Origin of the sequence: Arthrobacter sp. KBS0703 (assembly GCF_002008315.2) — a bacterium.
Taxonomy (GTDB): domain Bacteria; phylum Actinomycetota; class Actinomycetes; order Actinomycetales; family Micrococcaceae; genus Arthrobacter.
In genome coordinates this window covers 13,687-30,358 of sequence record NZ_MVDG02000001.1, presented here as the reverse complement: position 1 = coordinate 30,358, position 16,672 = coordinate 13,687, and the positions used below count along the sequence as shown (strand labels likewise).

11 protein-coding genes and 2 pseudogenes are annotated in these 16,672 nt (G+C 67.3%); 5 read left to right on the top strand and 8 right to left on the bottom strand.

Features of this window, described 5'->3' with window-relative positions:
* The first annotated feature begins 16 nt into the window (after nucleotides 1–16).
* Complete coding sequence (locus B1A87_RS00140) at nucleotides 17–1,039, top strand: LacI family DNA-binding transcriptional regulator (RefSeq protein WP_078026515.1); 1,023 nt, start codon at nucleotides 17–19, stop codon at nucleotides 1,037–1,039.
* Here B1A87_RS00140 and B1A87_RS00135 read toward each other — a convergent pair.
* Complete coding sequence (locus B1A87_RS00135) at nucleotides 1,036–1,626, bottom strand: TetR/AcrR family transcriptional regulator (RefSeq protein ID WP_078026516.1); 591 nt, start codon at nucleotides 1,624–1,626, stop codon at nucleotides 1,036–1,038. The two genes, B1A87_RS00140 and B1A87_RS00135, sit on opposite strands and share 4 nt — an antisense overlap.
* 162 nt (nucleotides 1,627–1,788) lie before the next feature.
* Between B1A87_RS00135 and B1A87_RS00130 the strand changes: the two are divergent.
* A pseudogene (locus tag B1A87_RS00130) lies at nucleotides 1,789–4,338 on the top strand (beta-glucosidase).
* Nucleotides 4,339–4,442: 104 nt separating this feature from the next.
* Here B1A87_RS00130 and B1A87_RS00125 read toward each other — a convergent pair.
* A complete protein-coding gene (locus tag B1A87_RS00125; protein WP_078026725.1) occupies nucleotides 4,443–5,135 on the bottom strand; it encodes a FadR/GntR family transcriptional regulator in 693 nt (230 codons plus the stop codon).
* A gap of 108 nt (nucleotides 5,136–5,243) precedes the next feature.
* Here B1A87_RS00125 and B1A87_RS00120 point away from each other — a divergent pair, with 108 nt between their 5' ends.
* Nucleotides 5,244–6,590: an alpha-hydroxy acid oxidase gene (locus tag B1A87_RS00120; RefSeq protein WP_078026518.1), complete on the top strand. Its 1,347-nt coding sequence runs from the start codon at nucleotides 5,244–5,246 to the stop codon at nucleotides 6,588–6,590.
* 101 nt (nucleotides 6,591–6,691) lie between these two features.
* On the opposite strand, the pseudogene B1A87_RS00115 reads toward B1A87_RS00120, so the two are convergent.
* Both B1A87_RS00115 and B1A87_RS00110 read right to left on the bottom strand, forming a co-directional pair.
* Nucleotides 6,692–7,358, bottom strand: a pseudogene (locus tag B1A87_RS00115) (ArsR/SmtB family transcription factor).
* Nucleotides 7,359–7,402: 44 nt separating this feature from the next.
* Entirely contained in the window at nucleotides 7,403–8,614 is a 1,212-nt protein-coding gene (locus B1A87_RS00110; protein ID WP_078026519.1) for an acetoin utilization protein AcuC, read from the bottom strand.
* 103 nt (nucleotides 8,615–8,717) lie between these two features.
* On the opposite strand from B1A87_RS00110, the gene B1A87_RS00105 reads away from it, so the two are divergent.
* Together B1A87_RS00105 and B1A87_RS00100 are read left to right on the top strand one after the other, a co-directional pair.
* Nucleotides 8,718–10,151, top strand: coding sequence for a TrkH family potassium uptake protein (locus tag B1A87_RS00105; RefSeq protein ID WP_078026520.1), 1,434 nt, complete (start codon nucleotides 8,718–8,720; stop codon nucleotides 10,149–10,151).
* The gene (locus B1A87_RS00100) at nucleotides 10,144–10,830 is read left to right on the top strand and encodes a TrkA family potassium uptake protein (RefSeq protein ID WP_056634599.1); all 687 of its coding nucleotides are present in this window, start codon (nucleotides 10,144–10,146) and stop codon (nucleotides 10,828–10,830) included. The genes B1A87_RS00105 and B1A87_RS00100 overlap by 8 nt, the downstream gene beginning before the upstream one ends.
* 88 nt (nucleotides 10,831–10,918) lie before the next feature.
* Here B1A87_RS00100 and proC read toward each other — a convergent pair whose 3' ends face one another.
* The 4 genes from proC to topA form a co-directional block, all read right to left on the bottom strand.
* Nucleotides 10,919–11,752, bottom strand: a complete 834-nt coding sequence (proC, locus tag B1A87_RS00095) for a pyrroline-5-carboxylate reductase (protein WP_078026521.1) — start codon at nucleotides 11,750–11,752, stop codon at nucleotides 10,919–10,921.
* Nucleotides 11,753–12,253: 501 nt separating this feature from the next.
* Nucleotides 12,254–13,246 carry a Ppx/GppA phosphatase family protein gene (locus tag B1A87_RS00090; RefSeq protein ID WP_078026522.1) on the bottom strand — a complete coding sequence of 331 codons (993 nt, stop codon included), beginning with the start codon at nucleotides 13,244–13,246 and terminating at the stop codon, nucleotides 12,254–12,256.
* A gap of 95 nt (nucleotides 13,247–13,341) precedes the next feature.
* Nucleotides 13,342–13,791: an SseB family protein gene (locus tag B1A87_RS00085; protein ID WP_078026523.1), complete on the bottom strand. Its 450-nt coding sequence runs from the start codon at nucleotides 13,789–13,791 to the stop codon at nucleotides 13,342–13,344.
* Between the two features lie 142 nt (nucleotides 13,792–13,933).
* Nucleotides 13,934–16,663, bottom strand: coding sequence for a type I DNA topoisomerase (topA, locus tag B1A87_RS00080; RefSeq protein ID WP_078026524.1), 2,730 nt, complete (start codon nucleotides 16,661–16,663; stop codon nucleotides 13,934–13,936).
* Nucleotides 16,664–16,672: the final 9 nt, after the last annotated feature.

The window sequence follows — 16,672 nt, the reverse complement described above, 5'->3', positions numbered from 1 at the left end:
CCCGGAAAGGGGCAGCATGGGCAGGAGAGCCACCACACGGCGGATCGGCATCGCCGACGTCGCGCTCAAGGCCGGCGTGTCGCACGCCACCGTGTCGCGCGTCATGAACGGCAACTTCACCGTGGACCCCGCCATCGCCGAGCGCGTGCGGGCCGCGGCCACCGAGCTGAACTACCAGCCGAACCTCGTTGGCCGCAGCCTGGCCCTGGGCAAGACGGACACCATCGGCATTGTGGTCCCGGATCTGGCCAACCCCACCTTCCAGGCCATTCTCCGCGGGCTCAGCATGGCCGCGGCGCAGGATGGCTACCGGGTGCTGATTGCGGATTCGTCGGAGGTCTCCAGCGAAGAGGCCATCCTGGCCGGCGAGGCGCGGCGCCGCTGCGACGGCCTGGTGCTGTGCGCCCCGCGTATGGGCGACGCCGAGCTGGAAGAGCTTGCGCCGTCACTGCATCCCATGGTGCTGATCAACCGCAGCACCCTGGACACGAAAGCTCCCAGCCTCATGGTGGACTACGGCCGGGGCATCCAGGAACTGGCAGAGCTTTTGGTGGGGCTGGGCCACACACGGCTGGCGTTCCTGGCCGGACCGGCGCGGAGCGCATCGAACGGGCTGCGCCTGCAGGGACTGGAAAGGTTCAAGGCTGCCCACCCGGACATCGACCTCCGGATGCTCGACGCCGGCTCCAACTTCGAGGCGGGCCACCAGTCCGCGGATGCGGTCCTGGCCAGCGGGGCCACTGGCGTCATGGCCTTCAACGACCTCGTGGCCATGGGCCTGCTGAGCGGGCTTCACGAGCGCGGCGTCCGCGTCCCCGAGGACATTTCCGTGACCGGCTTCGATGACATCCCCTTTGCGCGCTACACCACGCCCACACTCAGCACTGCAGCTGTTCCCATCGACGAGCTCGGCCAGCAGGCATGGCACCGGATGCGGGACCTGATCCGGAATGTGCCCCCGGACTCCGGCGCCGGCGGACCCACGATATTCCTGCCCCGGCTGGAAGTTCGCGGCAGCACGGGTCCAGCGAAAGGCTAGCGCGCGGGCGGCGCGAGCAGGACGTCGATGAGCTCCCTCAGGCCCGCGGCCATGTCCACACTCTTGTCATACAGCCACTGGAGCTGGAGGCCGTCGAAGGCGGCGATGATCAGGCGCGCCAGGGACTCGGCCCCGACGTCTGCCCGGATGGCGCCGGCCTCCTGTCGCCGCCCGACGTCGCGGGCCAGCTCCTTGACCAGCCTGGCGTACCTGTCCTGAAAGTGACCGTGCGAGGCATGCCCGGGGTCATTGGCAGTTGCTGATGCGACCGCGTAGAGCGTGGTGAGCCCCGGCTCCTGGCGGTTCCGCTCCGCCACCGGCACGATGGCCTCCAGCCCGAATTCCTCTGCCCCGCCCAACTCCCTGCCGCGATGGTCCCGTTCCGCCAGCACCGCCGTCAGCAACTCCTGCTTGCCGCTGAAGTAGTGGAACAAGGTGGCTTCCTTGACACCCACCAACTCGGCCACGCGCTTCAGTGCGGTGCGTTCAAACCCCTCGATGGCGAAAACGTCGGTGGCCGTCTGGACGATCTGCTCGCGGCGTTCGGCACCCTTGGCGTACTGTCCGCGCGGCTTCGAAGTAGACATTCCGCCAGTGTATTTCACCGCCGCAAGGCCGCTCCCTTAAAACCTAGTCAGACTCGATTTTTGACGCTACGATATTCCCAAGGCCCAAGGGAGGGTCACTTTTCGTCGGGAGGCAAGGTTGCCGCACCGCCCCTCCCTACCCGCATCAAAGGAGTCAGGTAAATGAACCCCACACTCTCAGCGCAGAAGAAGACTGCCGAAACCCCGGCCGGGCCCGGAGACTTGCTGCCCGGAGAGTTGCCGCCCGGCGAGTTGCTGCCCGACGCCGAGGCCCGCCTCCGCGAACTTGCCCGCAGCCTGAGCCTCGAACAGCAGATCAAGCTGCTCACAGGCGCGGACGTCTGGTCCACGCACGCCCTGCCGGAAATCGGCCTCAAGCGCATCGTGCTCTCCGACGGGCCAGCGGGCGTCCGCGGCGAAGACTTCGACGAGCGCCACGACTCAGTCTCCCTGCCGTCGTCGTCCGCCCTTTCGGCCACGTGGAGCGTGGGCGTCGCCCGCCGCTACGGCCAGGTGCTGGGCCAGGAGGCGCGCCGCAAAGGCGTCCACGCCGTCCTCGGCCCCACCATCAACCTGCACCGCTCCCCGCTGGGCGGCCGCCACTTCGAATGCATGAGCGAGGATCCCCGCCTCACGGCCACCATCGCCGCAGGCTACGTCTCCGGCGTGCAGTCCATGGGCGTGGGAGCCACCCCCAAGCACTACCTCGCCAACGAGGCCGAGACCGAGCGCTTCACGTCCGACTCCGTGGTGGACGAGCGGCCCCTGCGCGAGCTGTATCTCGCCGCCTTCGAGGACGCCATCACCGAGGCCCGCGCCTGGCTGGTAATGAGCTCGTACAACTCCATCAACGGCACCACCGCCAGCGAAAACACGCTCCTCGAAACCCCGCTGTCCAACGAATGGGGCTTCGACGGCGTCGTGGTTTCCGACTGGACCGGGGTGCGTTCCGTGGAGGCGGCCAACGCGCACCAGGACCTGGAGATGCCCGGCCCCGTGGGTCACTGGGGCGCCAAGCTGCTCGCCGCCGTCGAGGACGGCCGCGTCAGCCGCGAGGCGATCCTGGAGAAGGTCACGCGCATCCTGCGCCTTGCGGCGCGCGTCGGCTCGCTGGAGGGCCTCGAACCCGCGGTGACTGAGTTTCCGGGCATGCTCGACGGCGCGCAGGTGGCCCGCGAGGTGGCCGTCCGCGGCGCGGTGCTGGTCCGCAACGAGGGCGGCCTCCTCCCGCTGGACGCCGCGGCACTGGGCAGCGTGGCCGTGATCGGCCACAACGCCGAGGAGGCCCGCACGCAGGGCGGCGGCAGCGCCACCGTCATGTCTCTTATACACATCTAGATGTGTATAAGAGACAGGCGCACGGCACTGCCCGACGACGTCACGGTCACCTATGCGCGCGGCGCCAAGGTTGCCGAAGGCCTCCAGCCGTTTCCGCGGAAGTCGCTGCACAATCCCGTCAGCGGCGTTCCGGGAATGCGCGTGACGTTCGTCGATGCCGAGGGCGCGGAGATCTCCGGCGAGGACCGGCTGGCCTCGCACCTGATCTGGTTTGGCGTGGGCATTCCCGAAGGCACTGCGGCCATCCGGATGCAGACCGAATGGACGGCCGAAAGGGCCGGCATCCACCACCTCGGCGTCGGGACCGTCGGCCGGATCCGGCTGGCGATTGACGGCGCGGACGTGTACAACAGCGAACTGGAGGACGACACCAACGTCCTCGGCGCGGCACTCTTCGATCCGCCCCAGACCATCCACTCCGTCGAGACCGCCGCCGGCCAGCGGGTCGCCATCGAGGCCCTGTACGAGCTGCCGCAGCAGCAGGAGATTCCACTCACCGCCATCCTTCTCGGCGAGGAAACCGTCGTCGCCGACCCACAGGCGGAGATCCGCGCGGCCGTCGAAGCGGCCCGCACAGCTGACGTCGCCGTCGTGGTGGTGGGCACCAACGCCGCCATCGAATCCGAAGGCTTCGACCGCAAGGACCTTGACCTGCCCGGGCACCAGAACGAGCTCGTCGAGGCAGTGGCCGCGGCCAATCCGCGCACGGTAGTGGTGGTGAACTCCGGTTCGCCTGTGCTGATGCCGTGGCTGGACAAGGTCGGCGCCGTGCTGCTCGGCTGGTTCGGCGGCCAGGAGTTCGGGGCGGCCGTCGCGGACATCCTGCTGGGCAATGAGGAGCCGGGCGGCCGCCTGCCCACCACCTGGCCCGCAGCGCTCGAGGACGTTCCCGTGCTCAACACCACGCCCGTTGACGGCAAAGTGGTCTACACCGAAGGCATCCATGTGGGCTACCGCGCCTGGCTCAGGCAGCAGGCCGGCGGGGGCGCCGCCCCGCTGCTGCCGTTCGGCTTCGGCCTGGGCTACACGACGTTCGAGCTCGGCGAGGCCCACGCGCCCCAGTCAATTCCCGCCGGACAGGACGTCGTGGTGCATGTGCCCGTCCGGAACACCGGCGACCGCACGGGACGCGAAGTGGTGCAGGTCTACATTGCGCGTGAAGACTCCGCCGTGGAGCGGCCGGTCCGCTGGCTGGCGGGCTTCGCCGGAACGCATCTGGCGGCGGGCGGCATGGACAGCGTCCAGGTGCGGATCCCGGCCCGGGCGTTCGGCCACTACGACGGCGGGTGGCAGGTTGAGCGCGGATCCTTCCGGCTGCTGGTGGGCCGCCACGCGGCGGACGACTTCCAAGCGCTGGAGATCGAGGTCCGCTAGCACCTTCAGCCCAACTGGATCGCAGCTGATGTCGTTCTGACCGCTCATAACGACGTTAGCTGCGATCCAGTTGGGGACGCCTCCACCCGGCCAGCCGCGGCCGGTCAGCGCGACGCGTGCCCCAGGCCGGCCTCCTTGTAGTAGCCCTCGATATGTGCGGCCACCAGCTCGGCCGCACGGCCGCCGTCGTCGTTCATGATGGCCGCCAGGATTTCCCGGTGCTCCGTCCGCAGCCGCGCCGCGGTGGCGCCCCAGTCCGGCAGGTTGGCCGTCAGCTTCTCCGCATAGCCCTGGATGGCTTCGCGGAGGGATCCCATCATGGCGCTGACCACCGCATTGCCGGCGGCGTCGGCCAGGGCCAGGTGGAAGCGGACATCCAGGGCCAGGAAATCATCCACGCCGCGGTCCGCGTCCATGTCGTCCAGCAGCGCGGCGGCGAGGCCGAGTTCGGGCGCTCCGGGCTTTGCGCGCGCCGCAGCCCAGGATTCGAGCAGCACCCGGGTTTCCACGATGTCCGCCACGGGCAGATGCTGGGTGGCAACGTGCAGCCGCAGCGCCGAGCCGAGCGCCGCCGTCGGGTCCGAAATCACCACGGTCCCGGCGTCCGGACCGGAACCGACGCCCGCGCGCACCACGCCCATGGCCTCCAGGATCCGGATGGCCTCGCGGACAGACGTGCGGGAGACGCCGAGCTGCTCGGCCAGGCTCCGTTCGGCGGGGAGGCGCCCGCCCACTGCCAGTTGGCCGCCGGAGAGCTGGTCCTCGATCCAGTGCAGGACAAGTTGGTGCGTACGCATGTGCCCATGGTACTTGATGTGGTTGGACCACATGGCCTACAGTGTGGTTAGACCACAGCACGCAGCTGTCCCGCTGACCATCGTCCCGGCCCACCATCGGAGGAAGCCATGACCCACACCATCCAGCCGAGCAATCCTGAGACCACTCCCGCGCCGGACGCAACGGACACCCCCACCGCAGCAGGATACGCCGCACCCGGCGGGCGGCCCGCCGCTCCCCTGGTTCCGGCCGCCCTCAAGCGCCGGATCCCCAAGTACTCGGATCTTGCCCCGCTGATGCAGTTCAAGAAGCCGGAATTCAGCCGCGCCGCGAAGCTCAAGCGCGCCAGCACCATCTGGGAGCTCCGCGACATGGCCAAGCGGCGCACGCCGCAGGCCCCGTTTGACTACACTGACGGCGCGGCCGAAGCCGAGATCACCCTGCGCCGCGCACGCGAGGCGTTCTTGGACATCGAGTTCCGGCCGGGCATCCTGCGGAACGTTTCCAGCATCGACCTGAGCACCGACATTTTGGGCAAGCCCTCACGGCTCCCGGTGGGCATCGCTCCCACCGGCTTCACCCGCATGATGCAGTCCGAGGGCGAATACGCCGGGTCCCAGGCCGCCGAGGCAGCCGGCATCCCCTACACGCTCTCCACCATGGGCACGGCCTCCATCGAGGACGTGGCCGCGGCGGCGCCCAACGGCCGGAACTGGTTCCAGCTGTACCTGTGGACGGACCGGGACCGTTCCCTCGAACTGATTGAACGCGCCGCGACGGCCGGCAACGACACCCTCATGGTCACGGTGGACACCGCCGTCGCCGGCGCCCGGCTGCGCGACGTCCGCAACGGCATGACCATTCCGCCGGCATTGACGCTGAAGACCGTCCTGGACGCGTCCTACCGCCCGGCCTGGTGGTTCAACTTCCTGACCCACGAGCCGCTTACGTTCGCGTCCCTGTCCCGGTACACGGGCACGGTGGCTGACCTCATCAACTCGATGTTCGATCCCACCCTGACCTTCGACGACCTCGACTGGCTCCGCGAAACCTGGAAGGGCAAGCTCGTGGTCAAGGGCATCCAGACCGTGGAGGACGCCCGCAAGGTGGTGGACCACGGCGCCGACGGCGTGGTCCTCTCCAACCACGGCGGACGCCAGCTGGACCGTGCGCCCATCCCGTTCCATCTGCTGCCGGACGTCTCCAAGGCGCTCAAGGCGGACAACAGCGACGCCGCCATCATCCTGGACACCGGCATCATGAGCGGTGCGGACATCATCGCCGCCCTGGCCCTGGGTGCGGACTTCACCCTGATCGGCCGCGCCTACCTGTACGGGCTGATGGCAGGCGGACGTGCCGGGGTGGACCGCGCCCTGCAGATCCTCGAAAAGGACATGGCCCGCACCATGGCCCTGCTCGGCGTCAGCAAGCTCTCCGAACTCACGCCGGACCACGTGCGGATCCTCGGCAAGTAAACGTTCCCGCCGGCACCGGCCTCCCCGCCCAACTAGGTCGCAGCAGGCGTCGTTTTGAACGCTGAAAACGAAGCCTGCTGCTACTTAGTTGGGTGCCAGGTTTACTTTTTGCGGCCGAACTTCGGCAGGTTGGCCAGGAGGTCCGCCGCCTTCTTGGCACCGCGGCCCACGGTGCGGCCGATCTGCTGCGGGACGGTGTCGTCCTGCGCGGATGCAGGAACCGTGCCGCCCGGAACCACGACGGCGGGGCTCAGCTGCCCGCTCGCGGGGCGTCCGGGCGCGTGGGTAGCCGCATCCGCCGCGGCAGTTCCCGGGGCTCCGCCCGAGTCTGCCGCCGCGAATGACTCCGGCACCTCCGCCGCGGATGCTACGGACGCGGGACCCTGTCTCTTATACACATCTAGATGTGTATAAGAGACAGGTCTGGGGGCGGCCGCGGGACGGCTGGGATGCCTCCGCTGCCTGGTGGGTATCCGCCTCCGGCGACTTCGCGGCGGCAGCCGCAGGGCCGACGTCGAACGTCTCCAGCCAAGTGGCGATCCCGGCCAGCGGCTTCGGGTTGAGTGCGTAGTAGCGTTTCTGGCCCTGCGCGCGCATGCTCACGAGGTCGGCCTCGCGCAGCACCTTGAGGTGCTTGGAGATGGTGGGCTGGCTGGCGGCGAGCTCCTCGACCAGCTCCCCCACTGCTTTGTCCCCCTTGCGGAGGGAAACGAGAATGTCACGCCGCGTTGCCTCAGCAATGACGGCAAATACGTCGTCTGTCACCATGTGTCCCACCCTAGCGACATATACGCCGGATGGCATCTACTATTTCAGTCGAACCAGGGATCCAGCCCGTACAGCGGGAAGACTTCCTTGCGCGTGGCCATTACGGTGCGGTCAACATCGTCGTTGGGGTCGAATCCCACCTCCCAGGACCGCCACCACACGTCCGCGTCATCCCCCATGAGCCCGGGCGCGGCAATCCCGTACCGCTCCTGCACATACGTCCGCCACTCCTCCGGCACCGGCGTGCGCAGCGGGACGGGGCGGCCCGCTGCGATGCCGATCAGGTGGCTCCAGGCCCGCGGCACCACGCCGGTGATGTGGTATCCGCCGCCGCCCGTGGCGATCCAGCGGTTGTCGCAGTGGCGGGCGGCGAGATTCGCGACGGCGGTGGCCGCCTCGCGCTGCCCGTCCACGCTGACGTTGAGGTGCGTCAGCGGGTCCAGCCGGTGCGAATCGCAGCCGTGCTGGCTCACAATCACCTCGGGCTGGAACGCCCCCACGAGCTGCGGGACCACCGCATGGAAGGCGCGCAGCCAGCCCGCGTCCCCGGTCCCTGCCGGCAGCGCGACGTTGACGGCGCTGCCCAGGGCGTCCGGCCCGCCGATATCGTTGGCGAATCCGGTGCCGGGGAACAGGGTCATGCCGGTCTCGTGCAGCGAGATGGTCAGGACCCGCGGATCGTTCCAGAAGATGCTCTGCGTCCCGTCCCCGTGGTGGGCGTCGACGTCGATGTATGCCACCCGCTGCACCCCGCCGTCGAGCAGTTTGCTGACGGCGAGGGCAGCGTCGTTGTAGATGCAGAAGCCGCTGGCGCGGTCACGGGAGGCGTGGTGCAGGCCGCCGCCGAAGTTCACTGCCCGGACCGCCGAGCCGTCCAGGATCGAACTGGCCGCGAGCAGCGAGCCGCCGGCCAGGCGCGCGGCGGCCTCGTGCATTCCGGAAAAGGCCGGATCATCCTCCGTGCCCAGCCCGTGGGCCTCGTCAGTGGTCCACGGGTTTTCGCTGACCCGGCGGACGGCCGCCACGAACTCCGGGCTGTGCACGGCCGTCAGTTCGTCGTCGCCTGCCACCTCAGGGGCTGCGAGCTTGACGTGCTCAAGGTCCAGCAGCCCCAGGCTCCTGGCCAGCCGGGCGGTGAGGTCCATCCGGTCCGGCGCCATCGGGTGGCCCGGGCCGAAGTTGTACGCCGTCATGGCAGCGTCCCACACTACCGTCGTTGGCAGTGCAGGGAGGGAGAGACCGGGCAGGAATGTCATCAAGGACAGGCTACCCGAGCCCGGTGACCGGGATTCCCCGTCATGCGCGGAATATAGTGGTTTACTACTGAAGGAAGCCGTTTCTACCGAGGAAAAGCCGCACATGACGCAAAGCCAGCCGAGGTCCAAGAGCCCGGCTAACTGGCACCCCGGCATGCCGGAGCGTGAGGGCCTCTGGATCTTCACCGGCATCCGCGACTTCATCGACAACATCGCCAACACCTCACCCGCGCGGCTGGCGCTGACCGCGTTCGGTGTTGTGATCCTCGTGTTCACCGCGGTCCTTTCACTGCCGGCGGCATCCGCCACGGGCGAGGTCACCCCCCTGCACCAGGCCCTCTTCACCGCGGTGTCCGCCGTCTGCGTCACCGGGCTGACTGTCGTGTCCACCGCGACGCACTGGTCCTTCTTTGGCCAGCTGGTCATCCTCATCGGTATTTTCGTGGGCGGCCTGGGCACGTTGACCCTGGCCTCGCTGCTGGCGCTCATGGTCAGCAAGAAGCTCGGCGTGCGCGGCAAGCTCATCGCCCAGGAAGCCATGAACAATGCCGGCCGCCTTGGCGAAGTGGGCACCCTGCTGCGGATCGTTATCACCACTTCCGTGGTGATTGAGGGTGCCCTGGCGCTTGCCCTGATCCCCCGGTTCCTGACGCTCGGCGAAAGCTTCGGCCAGTCGGTGTGGCACGGCGTCTTCTATGCGATCTCGGCGTTCAACAACGCCGGCTTCACCCCGCACTCGGACGGCATCGTCCCCTATGAGACAGACCTGTGGATCCTCGTTCCGCTCATGCTGGGCGTTTTCCTCGGCAGCCTGGGCTTCCCGGTGGTGATGGTGCTGCAGCAGAACGGCCTCAACTGGAAGAAATGGAACCTGCACACCAAGCTGACCATCCAAGTGTCGTTCATCCTCCTGGCGGCCGGCACCGTCTTGTGGGGGCTGATGGAGTGGGAAAACGTGCGGACCATTGGTTCCATGGGCGTCGGGGACAAAATCACGCACTCGCTTTTCGCCTCGGTCATGACCCGGTCCGGGGGCTTCAATCTGGTGGACCAGAACCATATGGATTCCACCACCATGCTCCTGACTGATGCCCTGATGTTCGCCGGCGGCGGTTCGGCGTCCACGGCCGGCGGCATCAAGGTGACCACCATCGCCGTGATGTTCCTGGCAATCGTGGCCGAAGCCCGCGGCGACGCCGACGTCAAGGTCTACGGCCGCACCATCCCGCAGGGCACCATGCGGGTGGCCATCTCGGTGATCGTCGCCGGCGCGACCCTGGTGTCCGTCTCGGCGTTCCTGCTCCTGCACATCAGCGGCGCTTCCCTGGACCGGGTGCTGTTTGAGACCATTTCAGCCTTTGCCACAGTGGGGCTCAGCACCAACCTCAGTGCCGAGCTGCCGCCGTCGGGCGTGTACGTCCTGTCCGTCCTGATGTTTGCGGGCCGCGTCGGCACCGTAACCCTAGCCGCTGCCCTGGCCCTCCGCCAGCGCAGCCAGCTGTACCACTACCCGGAAGAGAGGCCCATCATTGGCTGATCCCTCAGGCGCCGTAAATCGCCCCGCCCACAATGCCCCCGTCCTGGTGATCGGGCTGGGCCGTTTTGGCTCCTCGACCGCCGAACAGCTGGTCAAGCAGGGGCGCGAAGTGCTGGCCATCGAGCGCGACCGCACCCTGGTGCAGAAGTGGGCGCCCGTCCTGACCCACGTGGTGGAAGCGGACGCCACGAACATCGATGCCCTCCGCCAGCTCGGGGCGCAGGAGTTCAGCTCCGCCGTCGTCGGAGTCGGCACCTCCATCGAGTCCTCGGTGCTGATCACCGTGAACCTCGTGGACCTCGGGATCCAGCACCTCTGGGTCAAGGCCATCACCCCGTCGCACGGCAAGATCCTCACCCGGATTGGCGCCAACCACGTGATCTACCCCGAGGCCGACGCCGGCGTCCGTGCCGCGCACCTGGTGTCCGGACGGATGCTGGACTTCATCGAGTTCGACGACGACTACGCCATCGTGAAGATGTACCCGCCCCGGGAAACCGTCGGGTTTACCCTCGAAGAGTCCAAGGTCCGTTCCAAATACGGCGTGACCATTGTGGGTGTAAAGACCCCAGGCGAGGACTTCACCTACGCGCGGCCGGAAACCAAGGTGTCGGGCCGCGACATGCTGATCGTCTCGGGGCATGTGGACCTGCTGGAGCGCTTCGCCGCCCGGCCGTAATCAGCTGCCGCTCCGGCACCGAGAAACCTAAACATACAAAACCCGGGCACCGCGGTGCCCGGGTTTCGTGGTTCTGCAGCTCTGGCGCCTAGCCTAGCTGCTTTGTGATCTCGGCGGCGCGGTCGGCCGCCGCGCGTGCGCCCGCCGCGATGATTGCCGGCATGCCGCGCTCATCGAACGTCGCAATGGCGCGTTCGGTGGTGCCGTTCGGGCTGGTCACGGCCTTGCGCAGGGCGGACGGCTCGGCGCCCGGTTCCGCCAGCATGAGGCCCGCGCCGGCTACGGTTTCGCGTGCCAGCAGGAGCGAGAGTTCCTCGTCCAGGCCGAGTTCAACGCCGGCAGCCGCCATGGCCTCCGCAAGGTAGAACGCGTATGCGGGGCCGGAGCCGCTGATGGCGGACAAGGCGTCCACCTGCTCCTCCGGAATTTCGACGACGGTTCCCACGGCGGAGAGAATGTCTTTAGCCTGCTGGAGGTGCGCGGGCGTGCAGTTGGTGCCGGCCGACACTGACACGACGCCGCGGCCCAGCTTCGCCGGCGTGTTGGGCATGGTCCGGATCACGGGCTGGCCCGGCGGAAGGGCGGCCTCAAGCTGGGCAAGGGAAACCGCGGCGGCGACGCTGATGACGATCGCGTCCTTGGACAGCGAGGAACTGATTTCGCGCGCGAGGTCGGCGATGCCCACCGGCTTCACGCCGAGAATCACGACGCCGGATCCCTTCGCCGCCTGCTTGTTGTTGTCAGGTTCTTCCTCTCCGGCGATGGCGGTGATGCCATGGTGGCGCTGTGCCAGCTCGGCGGCCCGCTCGGTGCGGCGGACTGTTGCCACGACGTCCGTGGGGTTTGTGCCCGCCTCCAGGAGGCCGCCCATGATGGCCTCGTTCATTGATCCACAGCCAAGGAATGCGATTCGGTTGCTCATGGCTCCATCATTGCAGTTCACCGTCCGCGATGCAGGCCGGGGCCATTCACAGGTAGCTCACATGGTGGCTGAAGCTTTCACACAAATTTGGGCCTTAGGTTTGTTATTACCTCATTGAGGGTGCGAGTGATGAGGCAAGCATGGGGATGTTTGCCTGGCACCGACGGACTGCAGCAGTTTTACCCATTTTCCTGCAGCAGGCCGTCGGTGCCTTCGCTTTTTAAGGCTGCAGGGAAGAACAGCCGGATTCCCAGCGGGCATTCAGGGAAAACCCGCCGAACACTCAAACTCGCCCGTTAGTGTCGTTAATGCCTCACAAGGTGCGAGTGATGGAGCCGGTCCCCCGGGACTGGCGCGGCGCCGGTCGGTTGCAGGAGTGTTCCCCCAGCTCCTTCTGCAAAACCGTCCGGCGCTTCCTCGTTTAAGGCGTCGGTCCCCTATGACGTCAATCGTCGCGCCGGCGGGCAAGGCTTGGCAGGCGCCGTTTGGACGGCGGCAGTGCTAGATGGCGGGCAGCGTCGCGGACTGCTGGGGCCCGACGTGCGGGGCCGGCTCCAGCGGGCCGTCAAAGACCAGCTGATCCAGCCGGCGCAGGATGAGGCCTTCGCGGAGAGCCCACGGGCAGATCCTGATCTTCTTGAATTCGAAAAGCTCGAGGGCTGCCTCAGCCACAAGCGCGCCCGCGAGGAGCTGATTGGCGCGGGCTTCAGAAACACCCGGGAGGTGCAGCCTGTCCTCCGTCTTCATGGCCGAAATCCGCTGCGCCCAGATCCCGAGGTCCGTGGCATTCAGTTCGCGCTTGACGTACGGGCCGGCCCCGCTGGGCGCCGCTCCTGCAATCCGCGCCAGCGAACGGAACGTCTTGGAGGTCCCGGCCACCAGGTTGGCGCGGCCGATCGGGTCGAAGGTTCGGACCGCAGGCTTGAGGGTTGCACGGATGTAGCGCCGAAGTTCCTTGACGCTCTTCGCCGAGGGAGGGTCCTCGTGCAGCCAGTCCCGTGTGAGGCGGCTGGCGCCCAACGGCACTGAGGTGGCCAGCTCCGGCAGCTCGTCCTGGCCGGAGGCCATTTCGAAGGATCCGCCGCCGATGTCCAGGTTCAGGATGGGCCCCGCGCCCCAGCCGTACCAGCGGCGGACAGCGAAGAACGTCATGGACGCTTCCTCGCTGCCGGTCAGTTCCTGCAGCGTGACTGTGGTTTCGTGTTTGACGCGTGCCAGCACTGCCGGGCCGTTGGTGGCCTCGCGGATGGCGGACGTACAAAAGGCCAGCAGGTCATCCGCCTTGTGCCTGGCGGCGAATTCCCAGGCTTCCAGGACGAATTCCGTCAGCTCATGCTGCCCTGCATCGGTGATGTTGCCGTCGCCGTCGAGATACTGCACCAGCGAAAGAGGCCGCTTATGTGATGCAAAAGGGACCGGGCGCGCGCCGGGATGGGCGTCCACGAGGAGGAGGTGGACAGTATTGGACCCGATATCGAGGACGCCTAGCCGCATCCTGCCATTATTCCCCCCGGAGGAGCAGCAGGTGCAACCGCGCCATCACATTTCGGGAGCCACACATATCAGGGGTTGCCGTTCCCCGAGCCGGGCTATTCGCCTTCGAGTCCGGCGGGGTTGGCCTCAGCTTCGTCGGCGCGCTTGAAGTCACGCTTGATGTTGGCGATGCCCTCCGGGTTGATCTCAAAGCCGTACGCGGCGCCCGGGTTGATGACCATGCCGAGTTCGTCCCCGATGTTCGCGATGATCGCCGCGCCCTGCGTGCCCAGGACGTTCGGGGCGGCTTCGAGGTACTGCGCGTCAACGCGGCTGGGGTGCGAGAACACGGCCAGGACGGGCTGGCCCTCCGCGTTACCGAGCACGAGCGGCTCGACCTGGGAGTCTTCGCCCTCGAGGGCGTCCGAGCTGACGATATAGACCTCGTTGTTGAGGAAGGAGAGGATGACGTCCACCGGGTTGGCATCCGGCTGGTCCCCCTGGGCCAGCTTCTCCTCGAGGTCGTTCAGCGGCGTGTTGTCTGCAGGTCCGGGCGTTTCAGTCATGTATCTACTCGACCACGTTGAGCACACGGGCGCAATTCCGGGCCGGATTCGCCCCCGCCGGTCGGCCGCCCCTGGGCGCGAACTACGCTGGTCGGGCTTGCCCAGACCCTTGGTTCCGGCAAGCTCAACCAGCAGGCACGCCCTACTTCTTCGCCGCGGCCTTCTTGGCGGGGGCCTTGCGCGTGGTGGTCGTGGTGCGCTTGGCCGGGCCCTTGACCCGCTTTTCCGCCAGCAGCTCGACAGCCTGTTCCCGGGTCAGTTCCTCTAGTGAGGTGCTCCGGGGCACGGTGATGTTGGTGACGCCGTCGGTGATGTAGGGCCCGAAGCGGCCTTCCTTCACCACGATGTTCTTCTCCGAGACCGGGTCCGGGCCGAACTCCGCCAGCGGCGGCACGGCGGCGCGGGCACCGCGCTGCTTTGGCTGGGAGTAGATCTCGAGTGCCTGCTCCAGCGTGATGGTGAAGATTTCCTCTTCCGAGCCGATGGACCGCGAGTCCGTGCCCTTCTTCAGGTACGGTCCGAAGCGGCCGTTCTGGACCGTGATCACGTTGCCGTCGGCGTCGGCGCCCAATGCCCGCGGAAGGCTCATGAGCTGCAGGGCCTCATCCAGGGTGATCGAATCAACGGTCATCGACTTGAACAGCGAACCCGTGCGCGGCTTGGCCTTCACCGGTTTCTTCGGCGGCTTCGGCTTGCCGTTCTTGTAGTACTCAACGGGCTGGTTGGCCAGCTGCTCCTCCGTCATCTCCGGGATGACCTCGGTGACGTAGGCGCCGTAGCGGCCATTCTTGGCCACGACGGTGTGTCCGGTGTGCGGGTCGGCGCCCAGGACCCGTTCCTCGGGCGCGGCAGTTTCCATGAGCTCCACGGCCTTGGCGGCGGTGAGCTCATCCGGGGCGAGGTCCTCGGGAACGTTGGCGCGGGCAGACTCCACCACCTCGCCGGTCTTGGGATCGACCGTGGGGATGGAGCTTTCCAGGTACGGCCCGAACTTGCCGACGCGCAGGGTGATGCCCTCCGCGATGGGCACCGAGTTGATTTCCCGGGCATCGATCTCGCCCAGGTTGTTCACGATGCTCAGCAGGCCGGGATCGGCGTCTTCACCGTAGTAGAAGTGCTGGAGCCAGGCGGCGCCAACGGCCTGGCCGTTGGCGATCTTGTCGAGGTCGCCTTCCATGTCCGCCGTGAACTCGTAGTCCACGTAGTCCGTGAAGTGCTGTTCCAGCAGCCGGATCACGGAGAACGCGATCCAGCTGGGAACCAGGGCCGACCCCTGCTTCCGGACGTAGCCGCGGTCCTGGATGGTGGAGATCGTGGAGGCGTAGGTGGACGGGCGTCCGATGCCCTTCTTTTCCAGCTCCGCGGTCAGCGAGGCTTCGGTGAAGCGCGGCGGCGGCGAGGTCTCGTGGCCCACGGCCACGATGTCCGCTGCGGTGAGGGAGTCGCCCTTGGCCACGTTGGGCAGGCGGCGTGCTTCCTCGGACTCGTCGTCTCCGCGGCTTTCGTCCTTGCCTTCCTCATAGGCGGCGAGGAAGCCGGGGAACGTGATGACGGTGCCGGAGGCCGAGAACTCTGCGTCGCGGCCGTCGGAGGCCACGGCACCCACGCGGATGGTGGCCGTGGAGCCCTTGGCATCGCCCATCTGGGAGGCGACGGTGCGCTTCCAGATGAGTTCGTACAGGCGGAACTCGTCGCCGCTGAGCTGCTTGGCAACCTGCGCGGGGGTGCGGAAGGAGTCACCGGCGGGCCGGATGGCCTCGTGGGCTTCCTGCGCGTTCGCGGCTTTGCTGGTGTACACGCGGGGGGACTGCGGAATGTACTCGGGACCGTACAGTTCGGAGGCCTGGCGCCGTGCGGCCGTGACGGCCTCGTCGCTCAGCGCAGACGAATCGGTACGCATATAAGTGATGTAGCCGTTTTCATACAGCCGCTGGGCCACCTGCATGGTGCTCTTGGACGAGAAGCGCAGCTTGCGGCCCGCCTCCTGCTGCAGGGTGGAGGTGGTGAACGGCGCGGCCGGACGGCGCGTGTACGGCTTGGTATCGACTGAGCGGACGCGGAAGTCGGCGTCCTGCAGCGCGGCCGCCAGGGACGTGGCGAGTTCCTCGTTGAGGTGGGCCACATTGCGTGAGGTGAGTTCGCCGTCGTCGTTAAAGTCGCGGCCGGTGGCGACCTTGGCGCCGTCAACCGCTGCGAGCTTCGCTTTGAACGAGCCGGAGTCGGCTCCGAACTGTCCGGTCAGGTCCCAGTAGGACGCCGCCTTGAAGGCCATGCGCTCCCGCTCGCGGTCAACCACCATGCGGGTCACCACGGACTGCACGCGGCCGGCGGACAGGCCGCGCGCCACCTTGCGCCACAGCACCGGGGAAATCTCGTAACCGTAGAGGCGGTCGAGGATGCGCCGGGTCTCCTGGGCGTCAACGAGCGCCGCGTCGACATCGCGCAAGTTGTCCATGGCGCGGTGGATGGCTTCCTTGGTGATTTCACCGAAGGTCATCCTGTACACCGGGACCTTGGGCTTGAGGACCTCCAGCAGGTGCCACGCGATGGCCTCGCCCTCGCGGTCCCCATCGGTTGCGAGATAGAGGGCGTCGGCGTCCTTGAGCTGGGCCTTGAGCTCGGCGACCTTTTTCTTCTTGTCCGGGGACACCACGTAGTACGGCTTGAAGCCGTTTTCGACGTCGACGGCGAACTTGCCCACGGAGGTTTTCTTCAGTTCCGCGGGGAGTTCCGACGGCTGCGGCAGGTCGCGGATGTGACCAATGGAGGCCTCAACGATGAAGCCCTCGCCCAGGTACTTGGCGATGGTCTTGCTCTTGGCCGGAGACTCCACGATCACGAGTTTCTTGCCGGTTTTGGCCTTGCTTGGCACAGTGCTCCT

Excerpts from the sequence above, each read along its gene's own strand:
- B1A87_RS00090 (WP_078026522.1), bottom strand. The coding sequence starts at position 13,246 with ATGCGGCTAGGCGTCCTCGATATCGGGTCCAATACTGTCCACCTCCTC.
- B1A87_RS00120 (WP_078026518.1), top strand. The coding sequence starts at position 5,244 with ATGACCCACACCATCCAGCCGAGCAATCCTGAGACCACTCCCGCGCCG.
- B1A87_RS00125 (WP_078026725.1), bottom strand. The coding sequence starts at position 5,135 with ATGCGTACGCACCAACTTGTCCTGCACTGGATCGAGGACCAGCTCTCC.
- proC (WP_078026521.1), bottom strand. The coding sequence starts at position 11,752 with ATGAGCAACCGAATCGCATTCCTTGGCTGTGGATCAATGAACGAGGCC.
- B1A87_RS00110 (WP_078026519.1), bottom strand. The coding sequence starts at position 8,614 with ATGACATTCCTGCCCGGTCTCTCCCTCCCTGCACTGCCAACGACGGTA.
- B1A87_RS00140 (WP_078026515.1), top strand. The coding sequence starts at position 17 with ATGGGCAGGAGAGCCACCACACGGCGGATCGGCATCGCCGACGTCGCG.
- B1A87_RS00105 (WP_078026520.1), top strand. The coding sequence starts at position 8,718 with ATGACGCAAAGCCAGCCGAGGTCCAAGAGCCCGGCTAACTGGCACCCC.
- B1A87_RS00085 (WP_078026523.1), bottom strand. The coding sequence starts at position 13,791 with ATGACTGAAACGCCCGGACCTGCAGACAACACGCCGCTGAACGACCTC.
- B1A87_RS00135 (WP_078026516.1), bottom strand. The coding sequence starts at position 1,626 with ATGTCTACTTCGAAGCCGCGCGGACAGTACGCCAAGGGTGCCGAACGC.